This window comes from Marinobacter arenosus, assembly GCF_019264345.1.
GTDB lineage: Bacteria > Pseudomonadota > Gammaproteobacteria > Pseudomonadales > Oleiphilaceae > Marinobacter > Marinobacter arenosus.
This window is the reverse complement of the sequence record NZ_JAHVAO010000001.1, coordinates 1,176,282-1,202,954: the sequence shown is the minus strand read 5'-3', so window position 1 is coordinate 1,202,954 and position 26,673 is coordinate 1,176,282. Positions and strand designations below refer to the sequence as shown.

Genomic DNA, 26,673 nt, shown 5'->3' with positions numbered 1-26,673 from the left:
ACAGGAGAACACACATGTCAAAAGGGCACTCGTTACAAGACCCTTACCTCAATGCCTTGCGCAAGGAACGCATTCCGGTTTCCATCTTTCTGGTTAATGGCATCAAGCTTCAGGGCCAGATTGAATCTTTCGACCAATTCGTGATTTTGCTGAAAAATACTGTCAGCCAGATGGTCTACAAGCACGCTATTTCCACCGTGGTCCCTGCCCGTAATGTTCGCATTCCGCCGCAGGCCCCGGGAGGAGAGGGTGAGTCTGAAGACTGATTTGCCCGGTTCGCCGGTACTGTCACCCGCGTCTCTGAAGAGCTCAACGGCTCGGAAGGGCGCGGGTGTTTGTTTTTAAGGCTTAACAGTTTGACTGTTTCGGAGTTGATAACACTTGTTTGAACGTCCAGACGTCGGTGAACGGGCGATCCTCGTCCATATCGATTTCACTTCCCAGCAAGAGACCGAAGATCCTGAAGAATTCCGGGAGCTGGTCACATCAGCCGGCGTGGAGCCGGTGGCTGAGGTCAACGGCTCTCGTAAACAGCCGAGCCCGAGGCTGTTCGTCGGCGAGGGCAAGCTGGAAGAGATACGCGACGCCATCAGCGCGAACCAGGCGGATGTGGTTCTGTTTAACCATGCCCTGAGCCCGAGCCAGGAGCGCAATATCGAGCGGGACCTGAAATGCCGTGTACTGGATCGGACCGGCGTGATTCTCGATATCTTCGCACAGCGGGCCCGAACCCACGAAGGTAAGCTGCAGGTCGAGCTCGCCCAGCTTGAGCACATGTCCACCCGCCTGGTTCGGGGCTGGACCCACCTCGAACGCCAGAAAGGCGGCATCGGTCTGCGGGGGCCGGGTGAGACCCAGCTTGAAACGGACCGCCGGCTGCTGCGCGAACGCATCAAGTCCATTCACAAGCGTCTTGAAAAGGTGCGGCGCCAACGCAACCAGGGGCGGCGGGCGAGAAAGCGTGCTGACATCCCGACGGTCTCGTTGGTTGGTTATACCAACGCCGGCAAGTCGACCTTGTTCAACCGAATTACCACTTCCAGCGTATATGCAGCAGATCAGCTGTTTGCGACGCTTGATCCGACGCTGCGCCGGTTGGAACTTCCGGATATCGGCCCGGTCGTAATGGCCGACACCGTCGGTTTCATTCGCCATCTCCCCCACAAGTTGGTGGAGGCGTTCCGGGCAACGCTGGAAGAAACAACGCAAGCGTCCTTGCTTTTGCACATCATCGACTGCCATGACAACCGTCGGGATGAGAACATCGAGCAGGTTGAAGAGGTGTTGGCGGAGATAGGTGCGGATGAGATTCCCGCGCTTCAGGTATTTAACAAGATTGATTTACTTGATAATTTCACCCCTCGGGTCGAGCGGAATGAAGATGGAATTCCGGTGAGAGCCTGGGTGTCTGCGTTCACGGGTGAAGGCCTGGATGGTCTCTTCGACGCCATAGTGGAGCGCCTTGCCGAGGACGTTGTTCACTATTACGTGCTGCTCGGACCGGCTGATGGCAAACTGCGGGCCTTGCTCCACGAGGCGGGTTCGGTGTTGAGCGAACAGCATCGGGAAAGCGGAGACGCCGTCGTTGAAGTGCGATTGCAGAACCGGGACTGGCGCCAGTTACTGAGCCGTGCCGGAATGAACGAAGATTCGGTTCGTCTCGACGATGGCCCAGCCTGAAAGTGGGCGGGCTATTGCCGGGACGCTGATAAATCCCTAGTATTTGCAGCCATTCTATAAGTCAGGAACGGAGAGCACTATGGCCTGGAACGAACCGGGTGGAAATCGCAACGACAATGACCCCTGGGGTACCGGTGGTCGTCGCGGCGATGATCAGGGGCCGCCAGACCTCGACGAGGCCCTCAAGAAAGGTCTCGATAAACTGAACAAGATGCTGGGCGGAAAAGGCGGTAAGTCCGGCGGCAGTGGCAGCGGCACCGGTGGTGGCGCGGGTGGCTTTGGAGCCATTCTCGCGCTGGCCGGTATTCTGGTCGCCGGCTATGTGATCTTTCAGTCTTTCTACACCGTTGACGAGCAGGAGCGCGCGGTTGTTCTGCGTTTTGGTGAGTACAACCGGACTGAAAACCCCGGTTTGCGTTTCAAGGTGCCTCTGATCGATGACGTAACCAAGGTGCGGGTAACCAGCGTTCGTACCGCTGAATCCAGCGGTCAGATGCTGACCCAGGATGAAAACCTCGTGACCGTCGATCTGCAGGTGCAGTACCGGGTCGGCGATGCTCAGGCCTACGTGCTGAATGTTCGCGACTCGAATCAGGCACTGGCTTTTGCCACCGACAGTGCCCTGCGTCACGAAGTGGGCAGTTCGTCTTTGGACGATGTGTTGACCGAGGGCCGGGCTGAGCTGTCCGTCCGGGTCGAGCAGCGTCTGCAGCGGTTCCTGGCCGAGTATGGTACCGGTCTGGAGATCGTGCGTGTGAACGTTGAGAGTACTCAGCCCCCACCGGCCGTTCAGGATGCTTTCCGCGAAGTTCAGCGTGCCCGGGAAGATGAGCAGCGCGTCAAGGAAGAAGCCGAAACCTATCGCAATAAGGTGGTTCCCGAAGCTCGAGGCCAGGCCCAGCGCATGATCGAGGAAGCCAACGCCTACAAACAGGAAGTCATCGAGCGAGCCCGAGGCGAAACCGCGCGCTTCCTTGAGCTGTTGGCGGTGTATCAGAATGCACCCACGGTTACCCGTGACCGCATGTACCTGCAGACCCTGGAAACGGTGCTGTCCAGCAGCAGCAAGATCCTCGTGGATACCGAAAGCAGCGGCAACATGATGTATCTGCCGTTGGATCGCCTGACCCAAGGGGGGCTGCCGCGCAGCGGTAACCAGTCCTCAAGCGGCAGTGGCGACCAGATGGATATTCAGTCCCTGACCGATGAGGTCATCAAGGAGCTGCGTTCCAGGCAGGACACTAATGTACGGAGGAGCAGATAATCATGGGACCTAAAGGTGTAGTGGGTCTTGCAGGCGCCCTCATTGTTGTCCTGCTCGTGCTGTCCAGCGTGTACATCATCCCGGAAACGCACCGGGGCGTTATGCTGCGCTTTGGAGAGTTGGTGGAAACCGACATTCAGGCCGGGATCCATTTCAAAGTGCCGGTCATTGATCAGGTCCGGGAGTTCGATATCCGGGTGCTGACCATGGATCTTCCGTCCCGTCAGTACCTGACGGTTGAGAAGAAGCCGTTGGATGTGGATTCCTACATTGCTTGGAAAATCCGTGATGTTGACCAGTTCTATCGTGCCACTGGCGGCGACGAATACCGGGCTCAGTCTCTGCTGCTGTCCCGCGTCGACAATGGCCTGCGTGACGAGTTCGGTATTCGCACCATGCACGAAGTGGTATCCGGGCAGCGCGATGAGCTGATGCACACACTGCGTGACCGGGTCAACGAGACCTCCCTCAACGAATTCGGCATTGAGGTGCTGGATGTGCGGGTGAAAGCCATCGAGTTTCCCGGTCAGGTCAGTGAGAACGTCTACCGCCGTATGGCAACCGAGCGGGAGAAGCTGGCCCAGGAATTCCGCTCTCGGGGCCGCGAATTGGCAGAAGGCATCCGTGCGGATGCCGATCGTCAGCGCACCGTCATCCTGGCTGAAGCGTTCGCAGAGTCCGAGGAAACCCGCGGTGAAGGCGATGGTCAGGCGGCTGCGATCTACGCCGATGCCTATGGCTCAAATGCCGAGTTCTACAGCTTCTATCGAAGCCTGCAGGCGTATCGGAATACCTTCTCCAGCAAGGACGATATCATGGTCATTGACTCCGACAGTGACTTCATGAAATTCCTGAAGGATCCTCAGGGCGGTCGCTGAAGCTCCGCCTCCCGGATCGAAAAACCGGAATACCTCGGTATTCCGGTTTTTTTGTGCCGACCAACCGTGTAAAATTCCGACGGTTTTGTTTCCGGTTTTTGCCGCGGAATTCGCCATAAATCCTGTGTAAACCCCACGGCGCTCTCGCCGAAGCGGGCCTGACGGACAACGTAATCTCATGACAGTATCTGATCGCTGGTTACTGCCGGACGGGGTAGAGGACATTCTGCCGCCCCTGGCCGGACGGATCGAATCCCTGCGCCGGGATGTAATGGATACCTGCCAACGCTGGGGCTACCAGCTTGTAATCCCACCGTTGATCGAATATCTCGAGTCACTTTTCACCGGTACCGGGCACGATCTGGAGCTGCAGACGTTCAAGCTTACCGACCAGCTTACCGGACGCATGATGGGCGTTCGGGCCGACATGACGCCGCAGGCGGCCCGTATCGATGCCCACACGTTGGGGCAGGAGGGCATTACCCGCCTGTGTTACGCCGGCCATGTCCTGCACACCCGTCCCCGGCACATGCTGACGGGCAGAACGCCGATCCAGGCGGGGTGTGAGCTGTTTGGCAGTGAGTCCGAATCCGCCGATATGGAAGTGATCAGCCTGATGCTGGAGACGTTACGGGTGTCCGGTTTGCCCCGTATCCATCTCGATCTGGCGCACGTCTCGATTTATCAGAGCCTGATCGGTGACGCCGATTTCAACCGCGACACCGAAGCCGCCATCTTCGATGCCATGGCCCGCAAATCGGTGCCGGAGCTGGACGAATTGCTGGGTCAGTGCCCGGCAGGGTCAGCCGGGGCACGACTGCGGGAGCTGGCTCGCGTGAGTGGCGGTCCGGAAGCGCTAGTCGAAGCACGGCGGATTCTCGCTGGCGCCTCCGCAGAGCTGGATGCGGCCCTGGAAAAGCTGGGGCGCGTCTGTGACATGTTGTCTCGGGACTACCCTGAAGTGAGCGTCGGTTTCGATTTCTGTGAACTGCGCGGCTACAACTACCACACCGGTCTTGTGTTTGCGGCTTATGTGCCCGGCCACGGTGATTCGGTGGCAAAAGGCGGCCGCTACGATGCCATCGGCAGTGATTTTGGCCGCGCCCGTCCGGCAACGGGTTTCAGTCTGGATATCCGTGCCCTGGTGTCGCTGGGCGAACGCGTCCAGGTTCGGGCAGGGGCGGTCTGGGCGCCGGCCGATGAAGATCCGGCGCTTGAGGGTGTTATTTCCGGGCTCAGAATGACCGAGACCGTCATCCGGGCACTCCCTGAGGATGTCGACGCCGATCCGGCAGCCAGAGGCTGCGACCGGAAGCTGGTGAAACAGGGCGGCCAGTGGGTCGTTGAGAAACTGGACTGAGGCCCATTGGGCGTCGGTGAACTTATTTACAGGTAAACTTGCGAAACGCCTGTCCTTCGGGGCAGCCGCATTGAGAGAGAATCATGGGTAAAAACGTTGTTGTGCTGGGCACCCAGTGGGGTGATGAAGGCAAGGGTAAAATTGTGGACCTGCTGACCGATAAGGTTGCAGCCGTCGTCCGTTTTCAGGGCGGTCACAATGCCGGCCACACACTGGTAATTGATGGCAAGAAAACCGCACTGCACCTTATTCCGTCCGGCATTCTCCGCCAGCATGTTTACTGCCTGATCGGCAATGGCGTTGTGCTTTCGCCGGAAGCGCTGCTGAAGGAAGTCCGCGAACTCGAAGCCAATGGCGTCGCCGTTCGTGACCGCCTGCGCATCAGCCTTGCCTGCCCCATTATCCTGCGCACTCACGTCCGTATTGATCAGGCCCGTGAGCGCGCCCGTGGAAACGACAAGATCGGAACCACCGGGCGGGGCATTGGCCCGGCCTACGAGGACAAGGTGTCTCGCCGCGGGGTGCGTCTGGGTGACCTCTGCAATCCTGGCGATTTCGAGGCCAAGTTGCGGGAAATCATGTCCTACCACAACTTTGTCTTGACCGAGTATTTCAAGGAAGAGGCGGAAGATATCGATGCCGCCCTGGAAGAGCTCAAGCAGATGGCCGAGGAAATCCTACCGATGGCGGCGGACGTGACTGACATGCTTCACGACTTCCGCAAGCGTGGCGAACACATCCTGTTTGAGGGCGCTCAGGGTTCCCTGCTGGATATTGACCTTGGTACCTACCCGTACGTGACCTCCTCGAACACGACCGCTGGTGGCACCGCCACGGGGTCCGGCTTTGGTCCCCTGTTCCTGGACTACGTGTTGGGCATTACCAAGGCGTACACCACGCGGGTTGGTTCCGGTCCATTCCCAACCGAGCTCTTTGACGACATGGGTCAACACCTTGCGGTCAAGGGCAATGAAATCGGCACCACAACCGGTCGCTCGCGCCGTTGCGGCTGGTTCGATGCGGTGGCCCTCCGTCACGCAATCCAGATCAACAGTGTGTCCGGCATCTGCCTGACCAAGCTGGACGTTCTGGACGGTATGGATACCGTGAAAGTGTGCGTGGGTTACAAGACGCCGAAAGGCGAGATTACCCGTCCGCCAATCGGCTGCGACACCTATAAAGATATCGAGCCGGTCTACGCCGAGCTGCCGGGTTGGACTGAAAGCACCGTGGGGCTGACCAGTGTCGAGCAGTTGCCGGAAAACGCGAAGGCGTACATCCGTTTCCTGGAGGAGCAGATCGAGGCGCCGATCGATATTATCTCCACCGGTCCGGACCGGATCGAGACGATCACCCTGCGCCATCCGTTTGGTGAGTGATCGATAGCAAAAAAAACTGCCGCCCTGTGGGAATCTGCCGGGCGGCTTTTTTTTGCCTAGGGTTTCTCGGCGATGACGGTTGCCCGTTTCGGGCCGGGGTAACCCTCGATCGTGCGGGACGGGTCGGCCGGGTCGAGGAAGTCCTTCAGTGAATTGAAGCGCATCCAGTCGGTACTGCGTTGTTCCTCGGTGGTGGTGACGGTAACGTCGACCACCCGGGCATTGCGGAAGCCCGTGCGATCGAGCCAGCGCAGCAGGGTATCGCAGCTGGGCAGGAACCAGACGTTGCGCATTTGCCCATATCGGTCCTCCGGCATCAGCGAGTAGCCTTCCGGGCCATCCGCCACCAGAGTTTCCAGTACCAGCTCACCTCCGCGCCGAAGTGTACCCTTGAGTTCAAGCAAATGATCCAGGGGCGAACGGCGATGGTAGAGCACGCCCATCGAAAAGGTGGTATCGAACGCCTGCAGGTTGTCTGGCAGGTCCTCCATCCGCACCGGCAACAGGTCCACGGGTGCATCGCCCTGATAGCGTTTCACGCTGAGGAACTGGAACAGGAAGAGCAGGCCGGGATCGATGCCGATCACCCGACTGGCGCCTTCGCCGAGCATGCGCCAACAGTGGTACCCGGAGCCGCAGCCCACGTCCAGGATTCGGCGACCTGTCAGGTCGGACAGGTACGGCAGTACCCGGTCCCACTTCCAGTCGGAGCGCCATTCGGTGTCGATATAGGTACCGAAGAAGTCGAATGGGCCCTTGCGCCAGGGCATCAACCCGCGCAGGGCGCTTTCCAGCTGCCCCTGCTGGGGTCCGGTCAGTTTGTCCGGAGTACTGAGTGTAATGGCGGAGCTTTGCAGGTCCGTTTCTGTGCCGGGTAGTTCCGGCAGACTGTTCAGTGCCGCCTGCCAGCGGTCGACGTCACCGTGCGGGGCGTCCTCAAAGCGATGGGTGAGCTGACCGCGAAGCCGGTCGGCCCAGTGGGCGTGGCCTGTCTGTTCAAGCTCCGCCAGTAGTGGTTCGAACTGCGTTTTCCAATCGAAATTTGCCATGATTCTCGAACTGTATTCAGCGACTTTTAATGGCCAGCATGGAGACGAAGTTGAAGCACTGGTACCAGACCAGTACCCGGTCAAACCCGGCTCCCAGCAACCGTTCCTTGTGATCTGCCAGAGTTTCGGGAATCAGGACCTGCTCGATGGCTGTGCGCTTCTGGCTGATTTCCAGGTCAGAGTAGCCGTTGGCGCGTTTGAATTCGTGGTGCAGCCGGGTCTGGATGTCCTGTTCCTCATCGGACTCGAAGCGGATTTTTTCGGACAGGATCAGCACCCCGCCCGGGCGTGTGGCCTCGGCGATACGGGTGAGCAGGTCAGTTCGACGCTCGGGCGGAACGAACTGGAGGGTAAAGTTCAGGGTAGTGACCGAGGCATCGCTGAGCTCTGTCTCCAGAATGTCTTCGCAGCGCAGGGTTACCGGCAGTGAGCTGTCGTCCAACGCTATGTAGTGTTCACAGCGCTCGATCATGGCGCTGGAATTGTCGACCCCCACGAGTAAGCAGTCCGGGTGGGAGATACCGTGACGCATCGCCAGGGTGGAGGCGCCCAGGGAGCAGCCCAGATCATAGCAGTGGGAGCCGGGCTGGGCGTATTGCTCGGTAATGACCTCGATCATCGGAATGATGGTGGTGTATCCCGGAACCGAGCGCCGGATCATGTCCGGAAAGACCCGGGCGACGGATGCGTCGAAACGGAAGTCCTCGGGGCGGCGTTCGGTGGCGAACAGCCGGTCGGTCATCTGCTCCGGAGGTTGGCCTGACTTACCCATCGCGGTCATTCTCCTCCGTTTCGGGCACTGGCGGGGCTGTCGGCGCCGGCCGGCTGCAGCGGACACCGCGGTTTTTGTAGTCGACCAAAATGCCCCGGAACGACGGATCGACGTCCGCGGCAATGGCCAGAAATCCGTTCTCGCAGGCAGCGTGCAACTCGGAGGCCTTCGGTGACATACGGAACGGTTCGTTCGGGGTCACGTGAATGGCCTGAAAGTCGCCCACCGGCATATGGTCCTTGCTTTCTGAATGATCGATCTTGCCGCTGGCTTCCAGCATCACCACCGTGGCAATGGCCGTAACCATGGCGGTCACAATCAAACTGCGAATGGTGTAGCGGGCCTCGTTCTGGCTCATGCTTACCTCATCTGGATGTGGTCAAGGGGTTATTCAGTATTGGCCGGGAAGGGAAATCGATGGCGATTGCAGGGCAGCCAGTTGTTCCCTCAGGGAAAGCACCTGGTCCGACCAGAATCGTGGCTGGGCAAACCAGGGGAAGAAGCGGGGAAAGGCCGGATCGTCCCAGCGCTTGGCCAACCATGCGCAGTGGGCAATCTGCCGGTAGCAGCGCAGGGGTTCGATCAGATGGCGCTCCCGGCGATTGAAGTCCCGGAACATTTCATAGCCTTCGAGCAGTTCACCGAGTTGGGCTCCGCGCTCGGAGTCCTCGCCATTGAGTAGCAGCCACATGTCCTGAACCGCCGGACCGGTGCGACAGTCGTCGAGGTCCACGAACAGCATCTGTTCATCCCGGCACAGTATATTGCCGGCGTGACAGTCGCCGTGCAGTCTTAGGGTGTCCACGGGGCCGGCTTCGTCGATCCGGGCGCCGCAGGCCTGGATAAGGTCCGGAATCAGGCTGTCCCAGGCCGGGCGAAGGTCGCCTGGAATCCAGTTTCCCTCTGTCAGCAGCCGGTTACTGCTCTCGATACCGTCCAGCAGTGACATACCCGGCCGGTGCTGGAACGGCCTGTTTGCGCCGATGTTATGCATCCGTCCCAGCCACTGTCCGAGCCGGTACAGGGTATCCGTGACGCTGACGTCCGGTGCCTGGCCACCGCGTTGGGGAAACACGGCGAAAAGGAAATCGCCGTGGAGGCCCAGTGTGTCGCCGGAGGGCATCGCCAACGGCCCAACCACAGGGATGTCGGCGTCAAGAAGTTCCAGCGTGAACTCATGCTCCTCACGGATGTCGGCTTCGGTCCAGCGGCCGGGACGGTAGAATTTGACGATAACGGGCGGACCTTCGTCGAGACCGACCTGATACACCCGGTTCTCGTAGCTATTGAGGGCGAAGAGCCGTCCGCTGACCGCGAAGCCAGCCGCTTCCAAGGCGTCCAGAATGATGTCGGGAGTCAGCGAGTCGTACGGATGGGGCGATGCGGCCGGTGGCGAGTCATAGGTCATATTGAAAGGTGGTCAGAGCCCTGTGTCGTAATTGGATTTCATGGTCTGGAGATGGTACCAGTTTTCGTCAAGTTCCCAGCGAATCCGATTGATGCCCGTCGCTCCCAGGACGATATCGCCGGCTCGCGCCTGGATATGGGCAAGTTCGCGTTCCGCTTTTTGCCAGGAACGATGGCTGTCGCTGAGGTTGCGCATGTTCGGGAACACGGTGCCGAGCGCCTCCTGGGTCGAGGTGGTATGGGAGCGCAGCGAGCTCATGACGGCCGTGCTGCCTTCCACCCGGAGCACTCTGTGCTGATAGGGATAACTGGCGACTTTTTCATCGGCCTTGAGGCGTTCATTCAGGCTGATGATTTCAAATCCCCGCCATCCCAGCCATCCGACGAACAACGCGGCTACAACCATGACCAGCGCAAACTGCTTCCTGTCAGACATCATTTTCAGGGCTCCATCCACTGCGTCCAGAGCGTCAGTATAACCTGTATGGTTGTCCGCGTAAGCACGGTGGCGGCGTGAAGAAGGGCGATTTTCCAGAACAAACGCGTGATCGGTTATGCTTCGGTACGTCCATGGCATAAAACTGGAGCAGTCGGGTGTCCGAAGAGTCCCTTGCAATTCAAACCGTCGTCATCGGTGCCGGTGTGGTTGGCCTGGCTATCGGCCGGTCGCTGGCGCAAGCCGGCCATGAGGTCATTGTTCTTGAAGCCAATGGCCGTTTTGGCGAGGGCATATCATCCCGCAACAGCGAGGTGATCCATGCGGGCATCTATTACCCGGAGGGCAGCCTGAAGGCTCGTTTGTGTGTGGAGGGGCGCCAGCAGTTGTACCAGTACTGCGATCAGCACAAGGTCGGGTATCGGAAGTGTGGCAAGTGGATTGTGGCCACCTCCGATCGCCAGGTGGAAAACCTCGAGGCGATCCGCAATGGAGCTGGACGCAATGGGGTAGAGCTGGAATTTGTTTCGGGAGTCGGTGTGTCAAACGCACTGCCTGACATCTCCGCAACGGCCGGGCTCTGGTCGCCGGAAACCGGCATTGTCGACAGCCACGCGCTGATGCTGTCCCTGCTTGGCGGGTTTGAAGATGCGGGTGGGCGAATGGTGCCGGGAGCGCCGGTGACCGGTGTGGAAACCTTTGGGCACCGTCACCGGTTGCGGGTTGGTGGCGATATGCCGTGCGTTCTGGACGCCAGTAACGTAATCAACGCGGCGGGTTTGGGGGCCGCCAGGCTTGCTCAGGAGTGGGTTGGCTTGCCAGAGTCGCAGAAACCTCGCCAATGGCTGGCCCGGGGCGTCTACTTTAGCTATGGGGGGCGCCACCCCTTCCGGAACCTGATTTATCCCGTCCCCGAACCCGGAGGCCTGGGCGTGCACCTCACACTGGACCTTGCCGGACAGGCGCGTTTCGGGCCCGACGTGGAGTGGATCGATAACGAGGATTATTCGGTCGATCCCGGTCGGGTTGCTCGATTTACAGACAGCATTCGGCGCTGGTGGCCGGGCCTGGACGAGAGCCGCCTTCAGCCGGCGTACGCGGGGATTCGGCCAAAATTGACGGGGCCCGATGGCGGTGTCTCCGATTTCCGCATTGAGGGGCCTGAGGAGCACGGGGTCGATGGCGTTGTGAACCTGTTCGGAATCGAGTCTCCCGGTCTCACGTCCTGTCTGGCCATAGCCGATCTGGTGACGGCAAAGCTGCGCTAGGCGGGCGTTCGGGCCAGGGCCCAGACCTGTATGTCCCGGGCGCCATGGTCGCGCAGCAGGGCTGCCAGAGCCCGCGCGGTCGCGCCCGTGGTAACAACGTCGTCGACGATGGCAATGCGCCGCGGCAGGGTCCCGTGTATCTCGAAAACCCCTCGAAGATTGTCCAGCCTTTCATGACGGCCGAGTTCCCGCTGCGAGCGAACATTCCTGCTACGGCTCACGAGGCCTGCAGCAACCGGAATGTCCAGCGTTCTGCCGATTTGCTCGGCGATTTCCTGGGCGTGGTTGAAGCCGCGCTGACGCCGCCGCTGCCGGTGCATGGGGGCCGGGACAAGGATGTCAGGTTTCAGTGCGGTGTTCTGGTTGAGAAGATCCGCAAGGTGTTGCCCGAGTCCTGCAATCAGCGGGCGGGCGAACTGACGTTGGCGGTTGTATTTGTAGCGCCCAATCATGCTGTCGACCGGAAACTGGTAACGCCAGGGAATCACTGAACAACCATACGGCGGGAGCTCGGCGAGGCAGTCTCCGCAGGTAAGGCCGTTCGCGGTGTACGGAAGGGGAAGGGCACAGATCTGGCAGTGGCACCGGTTGGCGGGCAGGTCGTGATGGCAGGGCGCGCATAAGCCGTTGAATGCATTGCTCGAAAGGCAGGCGACGCACAAGCCGGCTGCCGAATCGCTGTTAACCTTTAGTTCCATTAAGGTTGACAGCCAGTTCAGGCCCTTTATCATCTGTTTCATCCGTAAACCCAGAGACCGGAAAAGGTTAACAGGACTCTCACATGACCGCTACAGCCACCTCCTCGGAAATTCGCCACGACTGGACGCTGCAGGAAGCGCGCGAATTGTTCGCGTTGCCATTCAACGACCTCCTGTTTCGTGCCCAGAGTGTTCATCGCCAGCATTTCGATCCGAACGAAGTCCAGGTGAGTACCCTGCTGTCCATCAAGACGGGCGCCTGCCCGGAGGACTGCAAATATTGCCCGCAAAGTGGCCATTACAATACCGGTCTCGAGAAGGAAAAGTTGCTGGAGATTGAGAAGGTGGTGGCTGAAGCCAAGGCCGCCAAGGGCAAGGGGGCTTCCCGCTTCTGCATGGGAGCTGCCTGGCGCAGCCCGTCCAAAAAGGATATGCCCTATGTCCTGGATATGGTGAAACAGGTCAAATCCCTGGGGCTGGAGACCTGCATGACACTGGGCATGCTGGAGGAACATCAGGCGAAGGAACTGGCCGATGCGGGGCTGGACTATTACAACCACAACCTGGATACCTCCGAGAAATACTACAGCCACATCATCACCACCCGTACCTACCAGGATCGTCTGGATACCCTGGATAACGTGCGTAAAGCGGGCATGAAAGTATGCTGTGGCGGGATCATGGGTATGGGCGAGGACGATGATGACCGGGTTGGCCTGCTGATGCAGCTGGCAAACCTGCCGCACCATCCGGAAAGCGTGCCTGTGAACATGCTGGTCAAGGTCAAGGGAACCCCCATGGAAGACGTGGAGGATCTGGATCCTTTCGATTTCGTTCGCATCATCGCGGTGGCCCGGATCATGATGCCAGCGTCCCACGTCCGGCTTTCTGCGGGCCGGGAGAACATGAACGAGCAGATGCAGGCACTGTGCTTCATGGCCGGAGCCAATTCCATTTTCTATGGCGAGAAACTGCTGACCACGGCCAATCCAGAGGCCGACGCCGACATGGAGCTGTTCCGCCGTCTGGGCATCCGTCCAGAGCAACGCGAACAGTGTGCCTCCGAGGAGCAGGAAGAAGAGGCGATTGCCGAAGCGGTGGAGTATGAGGCGACCCGCCACATGTTCTACGACGCGACACGGGAATCCGCCGCGTCCTGATAGCATTCCGGGGTGATACTGTGCGTGACTTTGAAGGCGAGCTTGCTCAAAGAAAAGAGGCGGGTCTCTACCGGACCCGTCGCCAGATTACCGGCCCTCAGCAGCCGGTACTGACCTCTGATGGTAGGCCGTTGCTGTCCTTCTGCAGTAACGATTACCTTGGACTGGCCAATCATCCCGCGAACATCGACGCCCTGCGCAACGCCCTGCCTGACACCGGCCTCGGTGGCGCGGCTTCGCACCTGATCTGTGGTCATCACGACGCCCACCATGAGTTGGAGCAACGTCTCGCCCGCTTTACCGGGCGCAGCGCCGCGTTGTTCTTCTCCACGGGTTACATGGCCAACATGGGCGTGATTTCGGCCTTGGCCGGTCGCGGCGATACCATTTTCTCCGACCGCCTCAACCACGCGTCGATCATAGATGGCTGCATTCTCAGTCGGGCCCGGGTCAGGCGCTACGCCCATGGCGATGTGGCGCAGCTGGAAGCGATGCTGGCGCAGACCTCGGGCCACAAATTGGTGGTGACCGATGGCGTGTTCAGCATGGATGGCGATGTCGCCCCCCTGAAAGCGTTGGCTCGGGTGTGCCGGGAGCACGATGCCCTGTTGGTGGTGGACGACGCCCATGGTATCGGTGTGCTTGGCCCCCAGGGGCGCGGCAGCGTTGCCGCACAGGGATTGTCCGAGGCCGATGTGCCGGTGTTGATCGGAACGCTGGGCAAAGCGGTCGGCACCAGCGGTGCCTTTGTGGCCGGATCCTCCACGCTGATGGACTACCTTGTGCAGAAGGCGCGGACCTACATCTACACCACCGCGATGCCGCCGGCGATTGCCGTCGCCACCCGTACCAGTATTGACCTTATAGAGCGTGATGACGATCGCCGGAATCACTTGCAGGCGCTGATTGACCGATTTCGTCGGGAGGCGTCGGCCCTTGGCTATGAGTTGATGCAGTCCCACACGCCCATTCAGCCCATCCTGGTGGGTGACAATTGGAGCGCTCTTGCACTCAGTCGTGCGCTGGAAGAGCGCGGGCTCCTGGTCACTGCCATCCGCCCGCCAACCGTTCCGGAAGGCGAAGCGCGGTTGCGTGTGACAGTCAGTGCAGCGCACAGCCAGGCCGACCTTGATCGCCTGCTGGACGCGCTGTCGGAGTGTCGCCATTTGCTGGCAGAACAGGACGTTGCGGTATGAGCGCGGCAGCTCGCACTCTCGCTGAGCCGACGGACCTGGACGCCGCCGTGGCAGACACAGAAATTGCGGACAAGCTTCTGATTGCAAGGCAGTTTGGTAAAGCATGCGGTACGTACGAGCAGGCCTCCCGGCTTCAGCGCCGGATGGGGGAAGCTATGTGTCGTACCCTCGAATCGGGCTACGAGGGCTCGCGCCCGCTTCGGATCCTCGACCTTGGCTGCGGTACCGGCTGGTTCACCCGTAGGCTGGCAAACCTGTGGCCGTCGGCGCGGGTGACGGGAGTGGATCTCTCGCCAGAAATGATCCGCAAGGCCAGCGAACAGAGCGGCCCGGAGCTTGACTGGCTGGTCGCCGATGCCGACGCGTTGCCTCTGCGCGATCACAGCTTTGATATTGTTTTCAGTAATCTGATGATTCAGTGGTGCGCCGATCCCGGTCAGGTACTGGCCCAGTGTCGACGCCTGCTCAAGCCAGGCGGTAGGCTGATGGTTTCCACCCTGCTGGACGGGACGCTTCACGAACTGGTGGGCGCCTGGGCCGCCGCGGACCCCGGGCAACCTCACGTAAACCGGTTCGAGTCCGAGTCGTTTCTGCGTGAACGAGTAACAGACGAGCTGCCCGGCGCCTCAATCGATACCCGGACACTGCAACTGTCCTATACCTCCCCGATGGCGCTGGCTGCGGAATTGAGACAGTTGGGCGCTGGTTTCAAGGGCGAAACCCGGCGAAAAACGCTGACCGCGCCTGGTCGCGTACGCGCCATGTGCGGCCACTATCCGAAAGAGTCGGACGGCACTGTGATCGCAAGTTACGAGGCTGCATGGGTGCACTGGCGGGCCGCTGAATCGCTCTCTCAATCCTAACCAGTCAGGAACAATCGAAGGCATGGCCAAGAAATCCTTTTTCGTTACGGGCACCGATACCGGCGTGGGCAAGACCATGGTCTCGGCCGCCATTCTCGAGTCGGCGAAGGCAGAGGGCAAGCGTACCCTGGCCATGAAGCCAATAGCCTCCGGCTGCGAGGTAACCGCCGATGGTCTTCGCAATGAAGATGCGTTGGCCCTGCAGAAGGCCATCACGGAACCCCTGGCCTACGATCTGATCAACCCGGTAGCGCTGGAGCCTGCAATCGCGCCTCATGTGGCCGCCGCGCAAGCGGGCAGGACTGTCACAGCCCAGCGCCTGATCGGTTTCTGCCGAGGGCTTCAGATCCGACCGGCAGACCTGTTGCTGGTTGAGGGCGCCGGTGGCTGGCGGGTACCCCTGAACGACCGGGAAACCTACGCGGCATTGCCCCGGGAGCTGGGAATGCCGGTGATCCTGGTGGTTGCCCTGAAACTCGGGTGCATCAATCATGCGCTGCTGACCGCCGAAGCCATCCGGGCCGACGGCCTGGAGGTGGCGGGCTGGGTTGCCAATCGCGTGGAATCGGAACCGATGACGTGTGAGCAGGAGACGCTGAACTACCTGCTCACCCATCTGGGCGCGCCTTGCCTGGGTGTATTGCCATGGCTTGAGAGCGCGGATCCTGTGGTCCTGTCTGGTTACCTGAAAATCGATCCGCTGTTTGAAAATTGACCAAAACTATGGCTTACTGGTGACAATAATTGGTCACTGGAAGTCACTGTCATGATCAACAACACGCTTGCGGTCGGTATTCAGGGTATCCAGGACGGCATGATCGGCATGGAAAATGCCGCCCGGAAGATTGCCCGAGATGGCGTCGATGGTCCCCAGGGAACGTCTGATGGCGCTGGAAGCCTCGTGGAGCCGATCATCGACCTGAAACTCTACGAACGCAGTGTGGAAGCATCCGCACAGGTGGTGAAAACCGCCGACGAGACCCTGGGCACCCTGCTCGATATCATGGCCTGAGCCTCGGTCGTGATTGCTGTCTCTCCGAACATTCCCGCTTTTTCCGTTTCTGGCGCGGCCCGGCCTGCGTCGGCTTCGGACCCTTCGCCGGATACAGCGAACCGTGACAGCCGTTCCGCTTCTGTCCAAAACGAACAGGGGTTAAGTAAAGAAGAATTGAGCCGGCTTTCGGAACTGAAGGCCCGGGACCGCGAGGTGCGGGCTCACGAGGCGGCACACCAGGCCGCAGGTGGCCAGCACGCCGGCGCTGTCTCGTTTACCTTTGAGCGCGGTCCCGATGGCGCCGAGTATGCCGTGGGTGGGGAAGTGTCCATCGACGTGTCGCCGGTGCAGGGCGATCCCCAGGCCACTATTGAAAAGATGCGGATTGTCCGGGCTGCCGCGATGGCACCGGCGGAGCCTTCCAGCCAGGATCGGGCCGTGGCAGCAGAAGCGATGCAGGTGATGCTCCAGGCCCGCACCGAGCTGGCATCCGAGCGCAACGGCGACTCCGGAGATGCCTTGTCCCAGATGGGTGCACAAGCCAGCAGCGCCTACCGGTCTGTATCAGCCCTGGCCGACGAACCGCCAAAACCGACGACCGGTTTCGGCCCGGTTGCCGCCTGAACAACCAGCGTTTTTCCTCCCGAGTTCCAGGTACTCGCAACTGTTTGTATTTGCTTGTGCGCCCCCTTTACGTCACATACCGCAACACAAATTTTTGTTCCGACTATTGACAATTCTGTGCCTGTAAACGTATGTTTCAAACAAGTGTTTAATTAAGGCCGCGGCGCAGCGCGTTGCGGTGTCTGAGCAAACCCAAGGCCAGAAGCTGTCAGACCAGATTCAGCTGAGACCGAAAACCGAGGTGGATTCCATGCCTGAATACAAAGCGCCCCTGCGTGACATCAAATTTGTAATGAACGAGCTGCTGAACAGTGAGCAGCACTACGCAAACCTTGAAGGTGCCGAAGACGCGACTCCGGACATGGTGGATGCCATTATCGGTGAAGGTGCCAAGTTCTGTGAGCAGGTTCTGTCTCCGCTGAACCAGGTGGGTGATAAAGAGGGTTGTACCTGGAGCGAAGACGGTGTGAAGACGCCGACCGGCTTCAAGGAAGCCTACCAGCAATACGTGGAAGGCGGCTGGCCGTCCATGACTGCGGACCCCAACTACGGCGGCCAGGGCCTGCCGCACTCGCTGGGTCTGGTCATGAGCGAAATGGTGGGTACTGCCAACTGGTCCTGGGGCATGTATCCGGGCCTGAGCCATGGTGCGACCAACACCATCGAGGCGCACGGCACCGAAGAGCAGAAACAGACCTATCTGACCAAGCTGATCAGTGGTGAGTGGACCGGCACTATGTGCCTGACCGAGCCGCACTGTGGTTCGGATCTGGGTACGTTGCGCACCAAGGCGGAACCGAATGCCGACGGCACCTATGCCATCACCGGCACCAAGATCTTCATCTCCGCCGGTGAACACGACATGGCCGAGAACATCGTCCACATCGTTCTGGCTCGCCTGCCGGGCGCACCGGAAGGCACCAAAGGTATTTCCCTGTTCATCGTACCGAAGAATCTTCCGAACGAAGACGGCTCTTCCGGCGAGCGCAATGCCGTTTCCTGTGGTTCCATCGAGCACAAGATGGGGATTCATGGCAACGCGACCTGCGTGATGAACTTTGACGGTGCCAAGGGCTGGCTGATCGGACCGGAGAACAAGGGTCTGAACTGCATGTTCACCTTCATGAATACCGCTCGTATCGGTACCGCCATTCAGGGCCTGGGTGCCGCCGAGCTGGGCTTCCAGGGCTCACTGGCTTACTCCAAGGAGCGTCTGGCCATGCGTTCCCTCAGTGGTCCCAAGAATCCGGAAAGCATTGCGGACCCGATCATTGTGCACCCGGACGTTCGTCGCATGCTGCTGACCCAGAAAGCGGTGGCCGAAGGTGCCCGTGCACTGATCTACCTGACTGCACAGCAGGCGGACATCGTTCACAGCGGTAAGACCGAAGAAGAGCGCAAGGCCGCCGATGAAGCGCTTGGCTTCCTGACGCCGATCGCCAAGGCATTCCTGACCGAGATCGGTTACGAAGCCGCCAACCTGGGCATGCAGGTATTCGGTGGTCACGGTTTCATCTCCGAGTGGGGCATGGAGCAGAACGTACGCGATGCCCGTATCGGCATGATCTACGAGGGCACCACCGGTATCCAGGCACTGGATCTGCTGGGTCGCAAGGTTCTGATGACCCAGGGCGAGTCCCTCAAGGGCTTCACCAAGCAGGTGCACGTGTTCTGCAAGGAAAACGCGGACAATGAACAACTGAAGGAATTCCTTGAGCCGCTGGCTGCGTTGAACAAGGAATGGGGTGACCTGACCATGAAGGTTGGCATGACCGCCATGAAGAACCGCGAAGAGGTTGGGGCTGCATCGGTGGACTACCTGATGTACTCCGGCTATGCCGTGTTCGCGTACCTGTGGGCCCGCATGGCCAAGGTTGCCCTGGACAAGATGGCGGACGGTACCTCTGAAGAGATGTTCTACAACGCCAAGGTGCAGACGGCTCGCTTCTACTTCAAGCGTATGCTGCCCCGCGCCAAGGCCCATGCTGAAAGCATGCTGGCTGGTGCGGACAGCCTGATGGACATGCCGGAGGAAGCCTTCGCCATCTAAGGCGCGGGCACCTGAGGCAGTTCAGCAGTGTACGGAAAGCCCGCACTCCAAGGAGGCGGGCTTTTTTCATGAGTTGAGTTCCGCTTTTGAGGTAGAATGGCGGCCCAAAAAAATAATCGAGAGCGGACACATAGCCCGAACAGGCGAGTCTGGCCAATGATGGTCGTTTTGCCGCCTGAAAAGACTGACTGGAATTTTGGAGAGTTATAGATGGCTGATTATCAGGCACCTTTGCGTGACATGCGTTTCGTGTTGAACGAAGTATTTGATGCTCCCGCCCTTTGGGCCTCGCTGCCCAAGGTTGCCGAGAACGTCGATCCGGAAACCGCCGATGCCATTCTGGAAGAAGCCGGCAAAATCAGCGGTGGCGTGCTGGCGCCGCTGAATCGTGAGGGTGATGAGCTGGGAAGCAAGTGGAACGAAGGCGAAGTCACCGCACCGGAGGGCTTCAAGGAAGCCTACCAGACCATCGTTGAAGGCGGCTGGAATGGTCTTGGCGGCAACCCTGAATTTGGTGGCATGGGTATGCCCAAAACCCTGGTTGCCCAGTTCGAGGAGATGATGCAGGGCGCCAACATGGCGTTCGGCCTTGCACCAATGCTGACGGCAGGTGCCTGCCTGGCGCTGGACGCCCATGGCAGCCAGGAGCTCAAGGAGAAATACCTGCCCAACATGTACTCCGGCGTCTGGTCAGGCGCGATGGATCTGACCGAGCCTCATGCTGGAACCGATCTGGGTATTATCCGCACCAAGGCCGAACCGAATGATGACGGCTCTTTCGATGTGACCGGCACCAAGATCTTTATCACTTGGGGCGAGCACGACATGGCCGAGAACATTATTCACCTTGTTCTCGCCAAGCTGCCGGACGCCCCAAAGGGCCCGAAGGGCATTTCCCTCTTCCTGGTGCCCAAGTTCCTGGTCAACGATGACGGCTCGCTGGGTGAGCGCAACAGCTTCAGCTGTGGCTCCATCGAGAAAAAGATGGGCATCAAGGGCTCGGCTACCTGCGTGATGAATTTTGACGGCGCCAAGGGCTGGCTGGTCGGCGAGGAGAACAAGGGTCTCGCCGCAATGTTCACCATGATGAACTATGAGCGTCTGGGTGTTGGTATTCAGGGCATTGGTGCCGCCGAGGCATCTCTGCAGAGCGCTCGTGAGTACGCGATGGACCGTATCCAGAGCCGTGCACCAACCGGTGCCCAGCAGCCAGAAAAAGCCGCTGATCCGATTCTGGTTCATCCCGACGTGCGTCGTATGCTGCTCACCATGAAGGGCTATGTCGAAGGTGGTCGTGCCTTTTCCACGTACGTTGCCCAGTGGCTCGATATCGCCAAGTACGCCGATCCCAGTGAGGAAGACCGTCGCAAGCATGCCGAAGGTATGGTGGCGTTGCTGACCCCGGTGGCCAAGGCGTTCTTGACCGACCGCGGCCTGGATGCCTGCATTATGGGCCAGCAGGTCTTCGGTGGGCATGGCTTCATCCGGGAGTGGGGCCAGGAGCAACTGGTTCGCGATTGCCGCATTACCCAGATCTACGAGGGCACCAACGGTATCCAGGCGCTGGACCTGATGGGGCGCAAGGTCGTCGGCAGCCAGGGCAAGCTGTACGAGCTGTTTGCCCAGGATGTTGCGGCATTCATCGAAGAGAACAGTGCTGACGAAACGCTGCGTCCGTTCCTGGAGCCGCTTTCTGCGGCACTTGAGCGCCTTTCCGATGTCACCGAACATGTGATCAATCAGGCTGGTGACAATCCGGATGCGGTCGGTGCCGCATCTGTGGATTACCTCGACCTGTTTGGCCTGACGGCGCTTGGCTACATGTGGGCCAAGATTGTGAAGGCGGCGGCTCCGAAAGCCGACGGCGACAGCTCCGGCTTCTACACGGGCAAGCTGAAAACCGCGCGTTTCTATTATGACCGCCTGTTGCCGAAGACGGTTTCCCTGGCCGAGGGTATTCGCAGTGGCAGCGAGTCTATGATGGCGTTGACTGCGGAAGAGTTCTGATCGTCGCATTGCGATGAGTGGACAAAAAAAGCAGGCCCTCGGGCCTGCTTTTTTTATGCGGTTTACACGGATTCCGTCAAAGCTGTTCCATTCGGTCCGGCTGGGTGACGAACGGGTTCTCGTTGCCCTGGATTTCCGCAATACGACGATGCCGGGTAAGCTCCGTGTCATCGGGCGGATCGATACGGTTCCAGCCCTGGAATACGGGTGTTGCTCCGAGCCAGGGTAGCCCATACGTATCCACCATGTACGCAACGGTGCGGGCAACATCGCCCTTGACCCGCTCGGGCGGCTCGAAGAATCCGGCACTTTCCCGAATGCCGCACTCATCCACTTTGACGCCTTCCCCGAGGTTTTCGTAGCGAACGTTACGTCGCTTCATCTCAGTACGGTTGCGGGCTGGAACCATGTTGTGAAGGTCTGACGCGATCTGCCGGTAGCGGTTGTCTTGCTCGCATTGCCGGGACGTTCCGCAGTCGAGCGCGCTACGAATATCCGCCAGGGGATAGATGTAGCCATCTGTCATCAGGAAGCCTTTGGTGGCAAAGGTCTTGTCGCAGAAAAAGGAGTTGCCGCCATTGGCGTACAGGTTGCCCCAGAACTCGTTCTTGATCACGGTGTCGGGGTCACTGAAGCGGATGTTCTGGCCGATAACCAGACCAGCGGTGAGCAGAAGTGAGACAGTTGTTATTGTCAGCAAGAAGTTTTTCATACGCCTCTTATACCTCGCAGTGTCTGTAAGCGGCTATGCAAACCAGGCCGTGATGGAGCGTTGGCCTGATATGACCTTAAGGTCAAAAACATGACGCTTCGTTCACTCACACTGTGAAGTATGACACAGAGGCTCTCGGGCAAAGAGCCTCTTTGGTTGAAATTTGTGGCGTTGTGTTAACCGGTTAACACTTTACTTCAGTTTGTTCCGGATGTTCTGGTAGCCACTTTTCAGATCCTCGCCAAGCTTTTGTGCAGTCTGGCGGGCTTCCTGGGACGCATTTTCGGCATCGTGCATGATCTGATCGATCTTGGTTCGAAAGCGGTCCCAATCTTCTTCGAGATCATCCCACTCGTCCTTGACGTCCTCTCGAGCAAGATGCATCTGAACGCGCGCTTCATCGCGATACTGTTTGATCTTTTCGGACAGCTTCTTGAGTTCCTCTTGAAGATTCATATCAGGCACCTCCTTTGATTGACGATGTTTTAACATGCGCCGTGAGGAGAAAAACTGTCAAGAGGGCGGGCACACGTGTCGGGAACTACCTGCCGCAGTATTGATGTAGGTCAGGACTGGGCCGCCAGGTGGGCGGACAGGTCTCGCAAATGGTGCCAGGGCGAGAGGGTATCGAAGCCTTTGGCGGCCCGATCAATCTGGCTGCAAAGTTCAATGGCCTCGTGGAGCTGTTTCCGGTTCAGGCGTCGGGCGGCCTGCTCAATGACGCGGGCGCGTTGGGGCTGGAAAACCCCTCGTTTCTTCAGGAAGGCCGACGGGTTGTCGCCTTGCGCCGCGGTCGCCTTGAGCTCCAGAATCAGGTTCAGGTCCCGGGTGAGCACGGCGAGCAGGCCTAGAGGGTTTTCGCCCTCCTGCTGCAGAATACCAATCATCTTGCCAGCATGGGGCGCCCGCCCGGCGAGCAGTTCGGTGACCAGTTCAAACCCGTTGAAACGAGAGCTGTCCTGCACGGCCTGTTCCACGGTTTCTTCGTCGATGGTCTGGCCACTGCCCAGCAGCGACAAGCGGTCCAGTTCCTGGCTGGCGGCGAGCAAATTGCCTTCGAGGCGCTCGGCGAGCATGGCGAGGGCGCCTCGGGTCAGGCTCAGGCCACGGCTCGAGGCGCGCTGCTGCAACCAGCCCTGAAACTTATCGGCATCCACCGGCCAGACCGGAACATGCAGGCCTTTAGTCTGAAGCTCTTTGTACCATTTCCGCCGGGTTTCCGCGGCATCCAGGCGTGCGCTGATCAGCAACAGAATGATGTCGTCCGGGGGATCCTGCAGCACCCGCTCCAGTACGGCACGTCCGTCACCCAACTTACCGGTGGGAAGGTGGATTTCGATGCGTCGCCGTTCGGCAAACAACGACATCGCGCTGAACTCATCGGCAACGCTGTTCCAGTCCAGTTGGTGATCGGCGTGGAACGTCAGGCGATCCTGAAAGCCCGCATCCCGTGCCGCCTTGCGGATCTGGTCACAACATTCCTGAACCAGCAGGGGTTCGTCTCCGGAGATCAGGTAGACCGGCGACAGGCCTTTCTTCAGTAGCTGGGGAAGCTGGGCCGGCTGGGTTTTCATTGGGACGGGGCACCCTCGTCGGACTCGCCGGCCGCGGACCGGTGCTCTTCACGAATGGTTTCGATGCGTGCCTCCGTCAGTGGGGCGAGGCGGAAAATCACCTGTTGGGCTAGGCGGTCGCTCAGCTGCATCCTCAGCTCTTCTTCTTCACGCTGCCTTGCCAGCACATTGGTCTCGTCGTACCGGTAGCTTTCGGTAGAGGTGAGGCGGGTATCACCGATCATAGGCACACGGTCTGCACTGATCAGTTCAATGCTCACGGACTGGCGGATGGTGTATTCAGCCGCGGCAGCCTGGACCGTGATGGCCGAGGCCCTCCGGTTTTCCCGGAAGTCGCTGAGTTGCATAACAAACGCGGCTTCGTTGGCCGGGCTGAGCTTTACGTCACCCAGTTCCAGTTGGTCAAGCACGGACTGGCAGAGAATCTCCGGTACGTCGTTGCTGCATTCAACGGCGAGCGGCTGGAGCGCCGAGGAAACCGGCGGTGCGCCACGCAACTGAAATCCGCACCCCGCCAGTAAGGCCGCAAGCGTTGCGACCAGAATCAGGGGCGCCGTCGATTTCAGTGAGGGGCGACCGTGCATATCAGTTGGCCACGACGTTAACGAGTTTGCCTGGCACCACGATCACCTTGCGAACGGTTGCGCCCTCGGTAAACCGCATGACGTTCTCATTCTCCAGGGCCAGCTTTTCGAGATCCGCCTTGCTGATGTCGGCCGGTACGTCCTGTTTGGCACGGACCTTGCCGTTCACCTGCAGCACGACCTGGATCTGGCTGCGGACCATGGCCTGCGAATCGGCTTCCGGCCACCGGGCATCCACCACCGGCTCTTCATGGCCCAGCGCCTGCCACAGGGAGTGGCAAACGTGCGGGACAATCGGCGACAGCACCAGAACCGCGGTATTCAGCGCTTCCTGGCGCACGGCGCGACTTTGATCCTGATCGTCGTTCAATCTGGCGACGTCGTTAAGCAGCTCCATCACCGCCGCAATCGCGGTATTGAACGTGAGGCGACGGCTGACGTCGTCGCTGACCTTGGCGATGGTCTCGTGAGTTTTGCGGCGCAGATCCTTCTGGGCGTCGTTGAGTTCGGCCGCATTCAGGGTCGGGGCCGGGCCGCCGGCAGTGTGCTCGCTCACCAGTCGCCACAAGCGCTTGAGGAAGCGGTGGGCGCCTTCAACGCCGCTGTCTGACCACTCCAGCGACTGCTCGGGCGGTGCCGCAAACATCATGAACAGGCGAACCGTGTCGGCCCCGTGCTCATCGATGATGGCCTGAGGGTCGATGCCGTTGTTCTTGGACTTGGACATCTTGGTGACGCCGCCGATTTCCACCGGTTGGCCGTCGTCCTTGTGAAGTGCCCGAATCACCTGGCCCTTGCTGTCGCGCTCAACGGTCACGTCAGCCGGGGCAATCCAGGTGGTTTTGCCTGAATCGTCGGTCCGGTAGTAGGTCTCTGCGAGAACCATACCCTGGCACAGCAGGCGATTGAACGGCTCGGAGCTGGTCACCAGGCCCACGTCCCGCAACAGTTTGTGGAAGAAACGGGCATACAGCAGGTGCAGGATGGCGTGCTCGATGCCACCAATGTACTGGTCGACCGGCAGCCAGTAGTTCGCCGCAGAAGGATCCAGCATGCCCTTGTCGTAGTTGGGGCTGCAGAACCGGGCGTAATACCAGGACGACTCCATGAAGGTGTCGAACGTATCGGTTTCCAGCGTCGCCGGCTGGCCTTCGAAGGTGGTCTTGGCCCAATTTGGGTCGGCCTTGATGGGCGACTGGACGCCGTCCATTTCGACGTCCTCGGGCAGAGTGACCGGAAGCTGGTCGTCCGGTACCGGGCGTTCGGTGCCATCTTCGAGGGTCATCATCGGAATTGGTGCGCCCCAGTAACGCTGTCTTGAGACGCCCCAATCCCGGAGGCGGTAGTTGACTGTGCGTTTGCCGATGCCTTCTGCTTCCAGGTAATCCGCAATTTCGTGGAAGGCTTCCTCGCTGGTCAGGCCGCTGTACTTCCCGGAGGAGACCAGGGTGCCTTTTTCGGTGAACGCGGCTTCCTGAACGTCAATCTCACGACCGTCGCGGGCTGCGATGACCTGTTTGATCGGCAGGCGGTATTTCAGGGCAAACTCGTGGTCACGCTCGTCGTGGCCCGGTACCGCCATCAGGGCGCCCGTGCCGTAGTCCGTGAGCACGAAGTTGGCGATCCAGATCGGAATTTCTTCCTGGGTCAGCGGGTGAATGGCCTTGAACCCGGTGTCGATACCCTTCTTTTCCATGGTGGCGAGTTCGGCTTCGGCCACCTTGCTGTTTCGGCACTCATCGACGAATTCGGCAACGTCACGGTGGCGTTCGGCCGCAGCCTTGGCGAGCGGGTGTTCGGCTGCGACGGCCATGTAGCTCACGCCCATCAGGGTGTCGGGGCGGGTGGTGTAGACCGTCATGCCCTCGTCGCTGTCTTTCAGCGGGAAGGTCAGTTCAGTGCCGACCGACTTGCCGATCCAGTTGCGCTGCATGGTTTTGACCTGTTCCGGCCAGTCTTCCAGCTGGTCCAGATCATTCAGCAGTTCCTCGGCGTAGTCGGTAATCCGGATGAACCACTGGGGAATCTTTTTCTGCTCGACCAGCGCACCGGAGCGCCAGCCCCGGCCGTCCACGACCTGCTCGTTTGCCAGCACCGTCTGGTCGACCGGATCCCAGTTGACCGTGGACATTTTCTTGTAGACAAGCCCTTTTTCATACAGACGCGCGAAGAACCACTGTTCCCAGCGGTAATACTCCGGCTTGCAGGTAGCCAGTTCCCGGTTCCAGTCGTAGCCAAAGCCCAGCTGTTTGAGCTGGTTTTTCATGTACTCGATATTGGCGTGGGTCCATTTGGCCGGCGCTGTCTTGTTGGCAATGGCGGCATTCTCGGCGGGCAGGCCGAAGGCGTCCCAACCCATGGGCTGCATGACGTTCTTGCCCTGCATGCGCTGGTAGCGGGAGATCACGTCGCCGATGGTGTAGTTGCGAACGTGCCCCATATGCAGCTTGCCGCTGGGGTAGGGGAACATGGAGAGGCAGTAGTACTTGGGTTTGCCCGGCTCTTCCTTTACTTCGAAGGTCTTGTTCTCCTCCCAGAAGTTGCGGGCATTCTCTTCTACGTTGCGTGGATTGTATTGCTCGTCCATTCCTGCCATTACCAAAGTTACCCTGTATCAAAATGATGTTCGGAGCGGCCGGACATTCTAACGCACAGAAGGCCTGACAGGTAGTCTGCCAAAATCCCGATCCTGTGCCAGACTGAACAATATCGGAGCAT

Annotated in this window: 26 protein-coding genes; 15 read left to right on the top strand and 11 right to left on the bottom strand. The window is 59.7% G+C overall.

What is annotated here, in order from left to right; translation table 11 throughout:
- The first annotated feature begins 14 nt into the window (after positions 1-14).
- From hfq to KXD86_RS05470, 6 genes are all read left to right on the top strand, one after another.
- A complete protein-coding gene (gene hfq / locus KXD86_RS05495; RefSeq protein ID WP_218635049.1) occupies positions 15-266 on the top strand; it encodes an RNA chaperone Hfq in 252 nt (83 codons plus the stop codon).
- A 115-nt stretch (positions 267-381) separates the two neighbouring features.
- On the top strand, positions 382-1,680 hold the full coding sequence (gene hflX / locus KXD86_RS05490) for a ribosome rescue GTPase HflX (RefSeq protein WP_218635048.1): 1,299 nt from the start codon (positions 382-384) through the stop codon (positions 1,678-1,680).
- 79 nt (positions 1,681-1,759) lie between these two features.
- Positions 1,760-2,944, top strand: a complete 1,185-nt coding sequence (gene hflK, locus KXD86_RS05485; RefSeq protein WP_218635047.1) for an FtsH protease activity modulator HflK — start codon at positions 1,760-1,762, stop codon at positions 2,942-2,944.
- Positions 2,945-2,946: 2 nt separating this feature from the next.
- Positions 2,947-3,822 (top strand): protease modulator HflC, encoded by an 876-nt coding sequence (hflC, locus tag KXD86_RS05480; RefSeq protein ID WP_218635046.1) that lies wholly within the window; start codon positions 2,947-2,949, stop codon positions 3,820-3,822.
- A gap of 178 nt (positions 3,823-4,000) precedes the next feature.
- Positions 4,001-5,182 carry an ATP phosphoribosyltransferase regulatory subunit gene (locus tag KXD86_RS05475; RefSeq protein WP_218635045.1) on the top strand — a complete coding sequence of 394 codons (1,182 nt, stop codon included), beginning with the start codon at positions 4,001-4,003 and terminating at the stop codon, positions 5,180-5,182.
- A gap of 83 nt (positions 5,183-5,265) precedes the next feature.
- The gene (locus KXD86_RS05470; RefSeq protein ID WP_218635044.1) at positions 5,266-6,561 is read left to right on the top strand and encodes an adenylosuccinate synthase; all 1,296 of its coding nucleotides are present in this window, start codon (positions 5,266-5,268) and stop codon (positions 6,559-6,561) included.
- 56 nt (positions 6,562-6,617) lie between these two features.
- On the opposite strand, the gene cmoB is transcribed toward KXD86_RS05470, so the two are convergent.
- Genes cmoB through KXD86_RS05445 form a run of 5 tightly spaced genes read right to left on the bottom strand, consistent with a single transcriptional unit; the run spans position 6,618 to position 10,228 of the window.
- Positions 6,618-7,610: a tRNA 5-methoxyuridine(34)/uridine 5-oxyacetic acid(34) synthase CmoB gene (cmoB, locus tag KXD86_RS05465; protein WP_218635043.1), complete on the bottom strand. Its 993-nt coding sequence runs from the start codon at positions 7,608-7,610 to the stop codon at positions 6,618-6,620.
- Positions 7,611-7,626: 16 nt separating this feature from the next.
- On the bottom strand, positions 7,627-8,382 hold the full coding sequence (gene cmoA, locus KXD86_RS05460; protein ID WP_218635042.1) for a carboxy-S-adenosyl-L-methionine synthase CmoA: 756 nt from the start codon (positions 8,380-8,382) through the stop codon (positions 7,627-7,629).
- Positions 8,375-8,740: a PA3694 family proteiin gene (locus KXD86_RS05455; protein WP_218635041.1), complete on the bottom strand. Its 366-nt coding sequence runs from the start codon at positions 8,738-8,740 to the stop codon at positions 8,375-8,377. Before KXD86_RS05455 ends, cmoA begins: the two co-directional genes overlap by 8 nt.
- A 33-nt stretch (positions 8,741-8,773) precedes the next feature.
- On the bottom strand, positions 8,774-9,790 hold the full coding sequence (locus tag KXD86_RS05450) for a serine/threonine protein kinase (protein WP_218635040.1): 1,017 nt from the start codon (positions 9,788-9,790) through the stop codon (positions 8,774-8,776).
- Between the two features lie 12 nt (positions 9,791-9,802).
- Entirely contained in the window at positions 9,803-10,228 is a 426-nt protein-coding gene (locus tag KXD86_RS05445) for a hypothetical protein (RefSeq protein ID WP_228739326.1), read from the bottom strand.
- A 155-nt stretch (positions 10,229-10,383) separates the two neighbouring features.
- Here KXD86_RS05445 and KXD86_RS05440 point away from each other — a divergent pair, with 155 nt between their 5' ends.
- Positions 10,384-11,493: an NAD(P)/FAD-dependent oxidoreductase gene (locus tag KXD86_RS05440; protein WP_218635039.1), complete on the top strand. Its 1,110-nt coding sequence runs from the start codon at positions 10,384-10,386 to the stop codon at positions 11,491-11,493.
- Here KXD86_RS05440 and KXD86_RS05435 read toward each other — a convergent pair.
- Positions 11,490-12,233 carry a ComF family protein gene (locus KXD86_RS05435; RefSeq protein ID WP_228739325.1) on the bottom strand — a complete coding sequence of 248 codons (744 nt, stop codon included), beginning with the start codon at positions 12,231-12,233 and terminating at the stop codon, positions 11,490-11,492. The two genes, KXD86_RS05440 and KXD86_RS05435, sit on opposite strands and share 4 nt — an antisense overlap.
- A 41-nt stretch (positions 12,234-12,274) precedes the next feature.
- Between KXD86_RS05435 and bioB the strand changes: the two genes are divergently transcribed.
- The 8 genes from bioB to KXD86_RS05395 all read left to right on the top strand — a co-directional run bounded on the left by bioB (position 12,275) and on the right by KXD86_RS05395 (position 21,085).
- Positions 12,275-13,351: a biotin synthase BioB gene (gene bioB / locus KXD86_RS05430; protein ID WP_218635038.1), complete on the top strand. Its 1,077-nt coding sequence runs from the start codon at positions 12,275-12,277 to the stop codon at positions 13,349-13,351.
- A 20-nt stretch (positions 13,352-13,371) separates the two neighbouring features.
- A complete protein-coding gene (gene bioF / locus KXD86_RS05425; RefSeq protein ID WP_218635037.1) occupies positions 13,372-14,547 on the top strand; it encodes an 8-amino-7-oxononanoate synthase in 1,176 nt (391 codons plus the stop codon).
- A complete protein-coding gene (gene bioC / locus KXD86_RS05420) occupies positions 14,544-15,410 on the top strand; it encodes a malonyl-ACP O-methyltransferase BioC (protein ID WP_218635036.1) in 867 nt (288 codons plus the stop codon). Before bioF ends, bioC begins: the two co-directional genes overlap by 4 nt.
- Before the next feature lie 22 nt (positions 15,411-15,432).
- Positions 15,433-16,125 (top strand): dethiobiotin synthase, encoded by a 693-nt coding sequence (gene bioD / locus KXD86_RS05415; protein ID WP_218635035.1) that lies wholly within the window; start codon positions 15,433-15,435, stop codon positions 16,123-16,125.
- Positions 16,126-16,176: 51 nt separating this feature from the next.
- The gene (locus tag KXD86_RS05410; RefSeq protein ID WP_218635034.1) at positions 16,177-16,422 is read left to right on the top strand and encodes a flagellar biosynthesis protein FlgE; all 246 of its coding nucleotides are present in this window, start codon (positions 16,177-16,179) and stop codon (positions 16,420-16,422) included.
- Positions 16,423-16,431: 9 nt separating this feature from the next.
- On the top strand, positions 16,432-17,028 hold the full coding sequence (locus tag KXD86_RS05405; RefSeq protein ID WP_312846256.1) for a putative metalloprotease CJM1_0395 family protein: 597 nt from the start codon (positions 16,432-16,434) through the stop codon (positions 17,026-17,028).
- Between the two features lie 250 nt (positions 17,029-17,278).
- The gene (locus KXD86_RS05400) at positions 17,279-19,078 is read left to right on the top strand and encodes an acyl-CoA dehydrogenase C-terminal domain-containing protein (protein ID WP_218635033.1); all 1,800 of its coding nucleotides are present in this window, start codon (positions 17,279-17,281) and stop codon (positions 19,076-19,078) included.
- A 210-nt stretch (positions 19,079-19,288) separates the two neighbouring features.
- Positions 19,289-21,085 carry an acyl-CoA dehydrogenase C-terminal domain-containing protein gene (locus KXD86_RS05395; RefSeq protein ID WP_218635032.1) on the top strand — a complete coding sequence of 599 codons (1,797 nt, stop codon included), beginning with the start codon at positions 19,289-19,291 and terminating at the stop codon, positions 21,083-21,085.
- A gap of 76 nt (positions 21,086-21,161) precedes the next feature.
- Here KXD86_RS05395 and KXD86_RS05390 read toward each other — a convergent pair whose 3' ends face one another.
- The 5 genes from KXD86_RS05390 to leuS all read right to left on the bottom strand — a co-directional run bounded on the left by KXD86_RS05390 (position 21,162) and on the right by leuS (position 26,542).
- Positions 21,162-21,797, bottom strand: coding sequence for an endonuclease (locus KXD86_RS05390; protein WP_218635031.1), 636 nt, complete (start codon positions 21,795-21,797; stop codon positions 21,162-21,164).
- A 192-nt stretch (positions 21,798-21,989) separates the two neighbouring features.
- Complete coding sequence (locus tag KXD86_RS05385) at positions 21,990-22,253, bottom strand: hypothetical protein (protein WP_218635030.1); 264 nt, start codon at positions 22,251-22,253, stop codon at positions 21,990-21,992.
- A gap of 110 nt (positions 22,254-22,363) precedes the next feature.
- Positions 22,364-23,371, bottom strand: coding sequence for a DNA polymerase III subunit delta (gene holA, locus KXD86_RS05380; RefSeq protein WP_218635029.1), 1,008 nt, complete (start codon positions 23,369-23,371; stop codon positions 22,364-22,366).
- Positions 23,368-23,955, bottom strand: coding sequence for an LPS-assembly lipoprotein LptE (locus tag KXD86_RS05375; RefSeq protein WP_218635028.1), 588 nt, complete (start codon positions 23,953-23,955; stop codon positions 23,368-23,370). Before KXD86_RS05375 ends, holA begins: the two co-directional genes overlap by 4 nt.
- Before the next feature lies 1 nt (position 23,956).
- Positions 23,957-26,542: a leucine--tRNA ligase gene (gene leuS / locus KXD86_RS05370; protein ID WP_218636735.1), complete on the bottom strand. Its 2,586-nt coding sequence runs from the start codon at positions 26,540-26,542 to the stop codon at positions 23,957-23,959.
- Between the last annotated feature and the right edge of the window lie 131 nt (positions 26,543-26,673).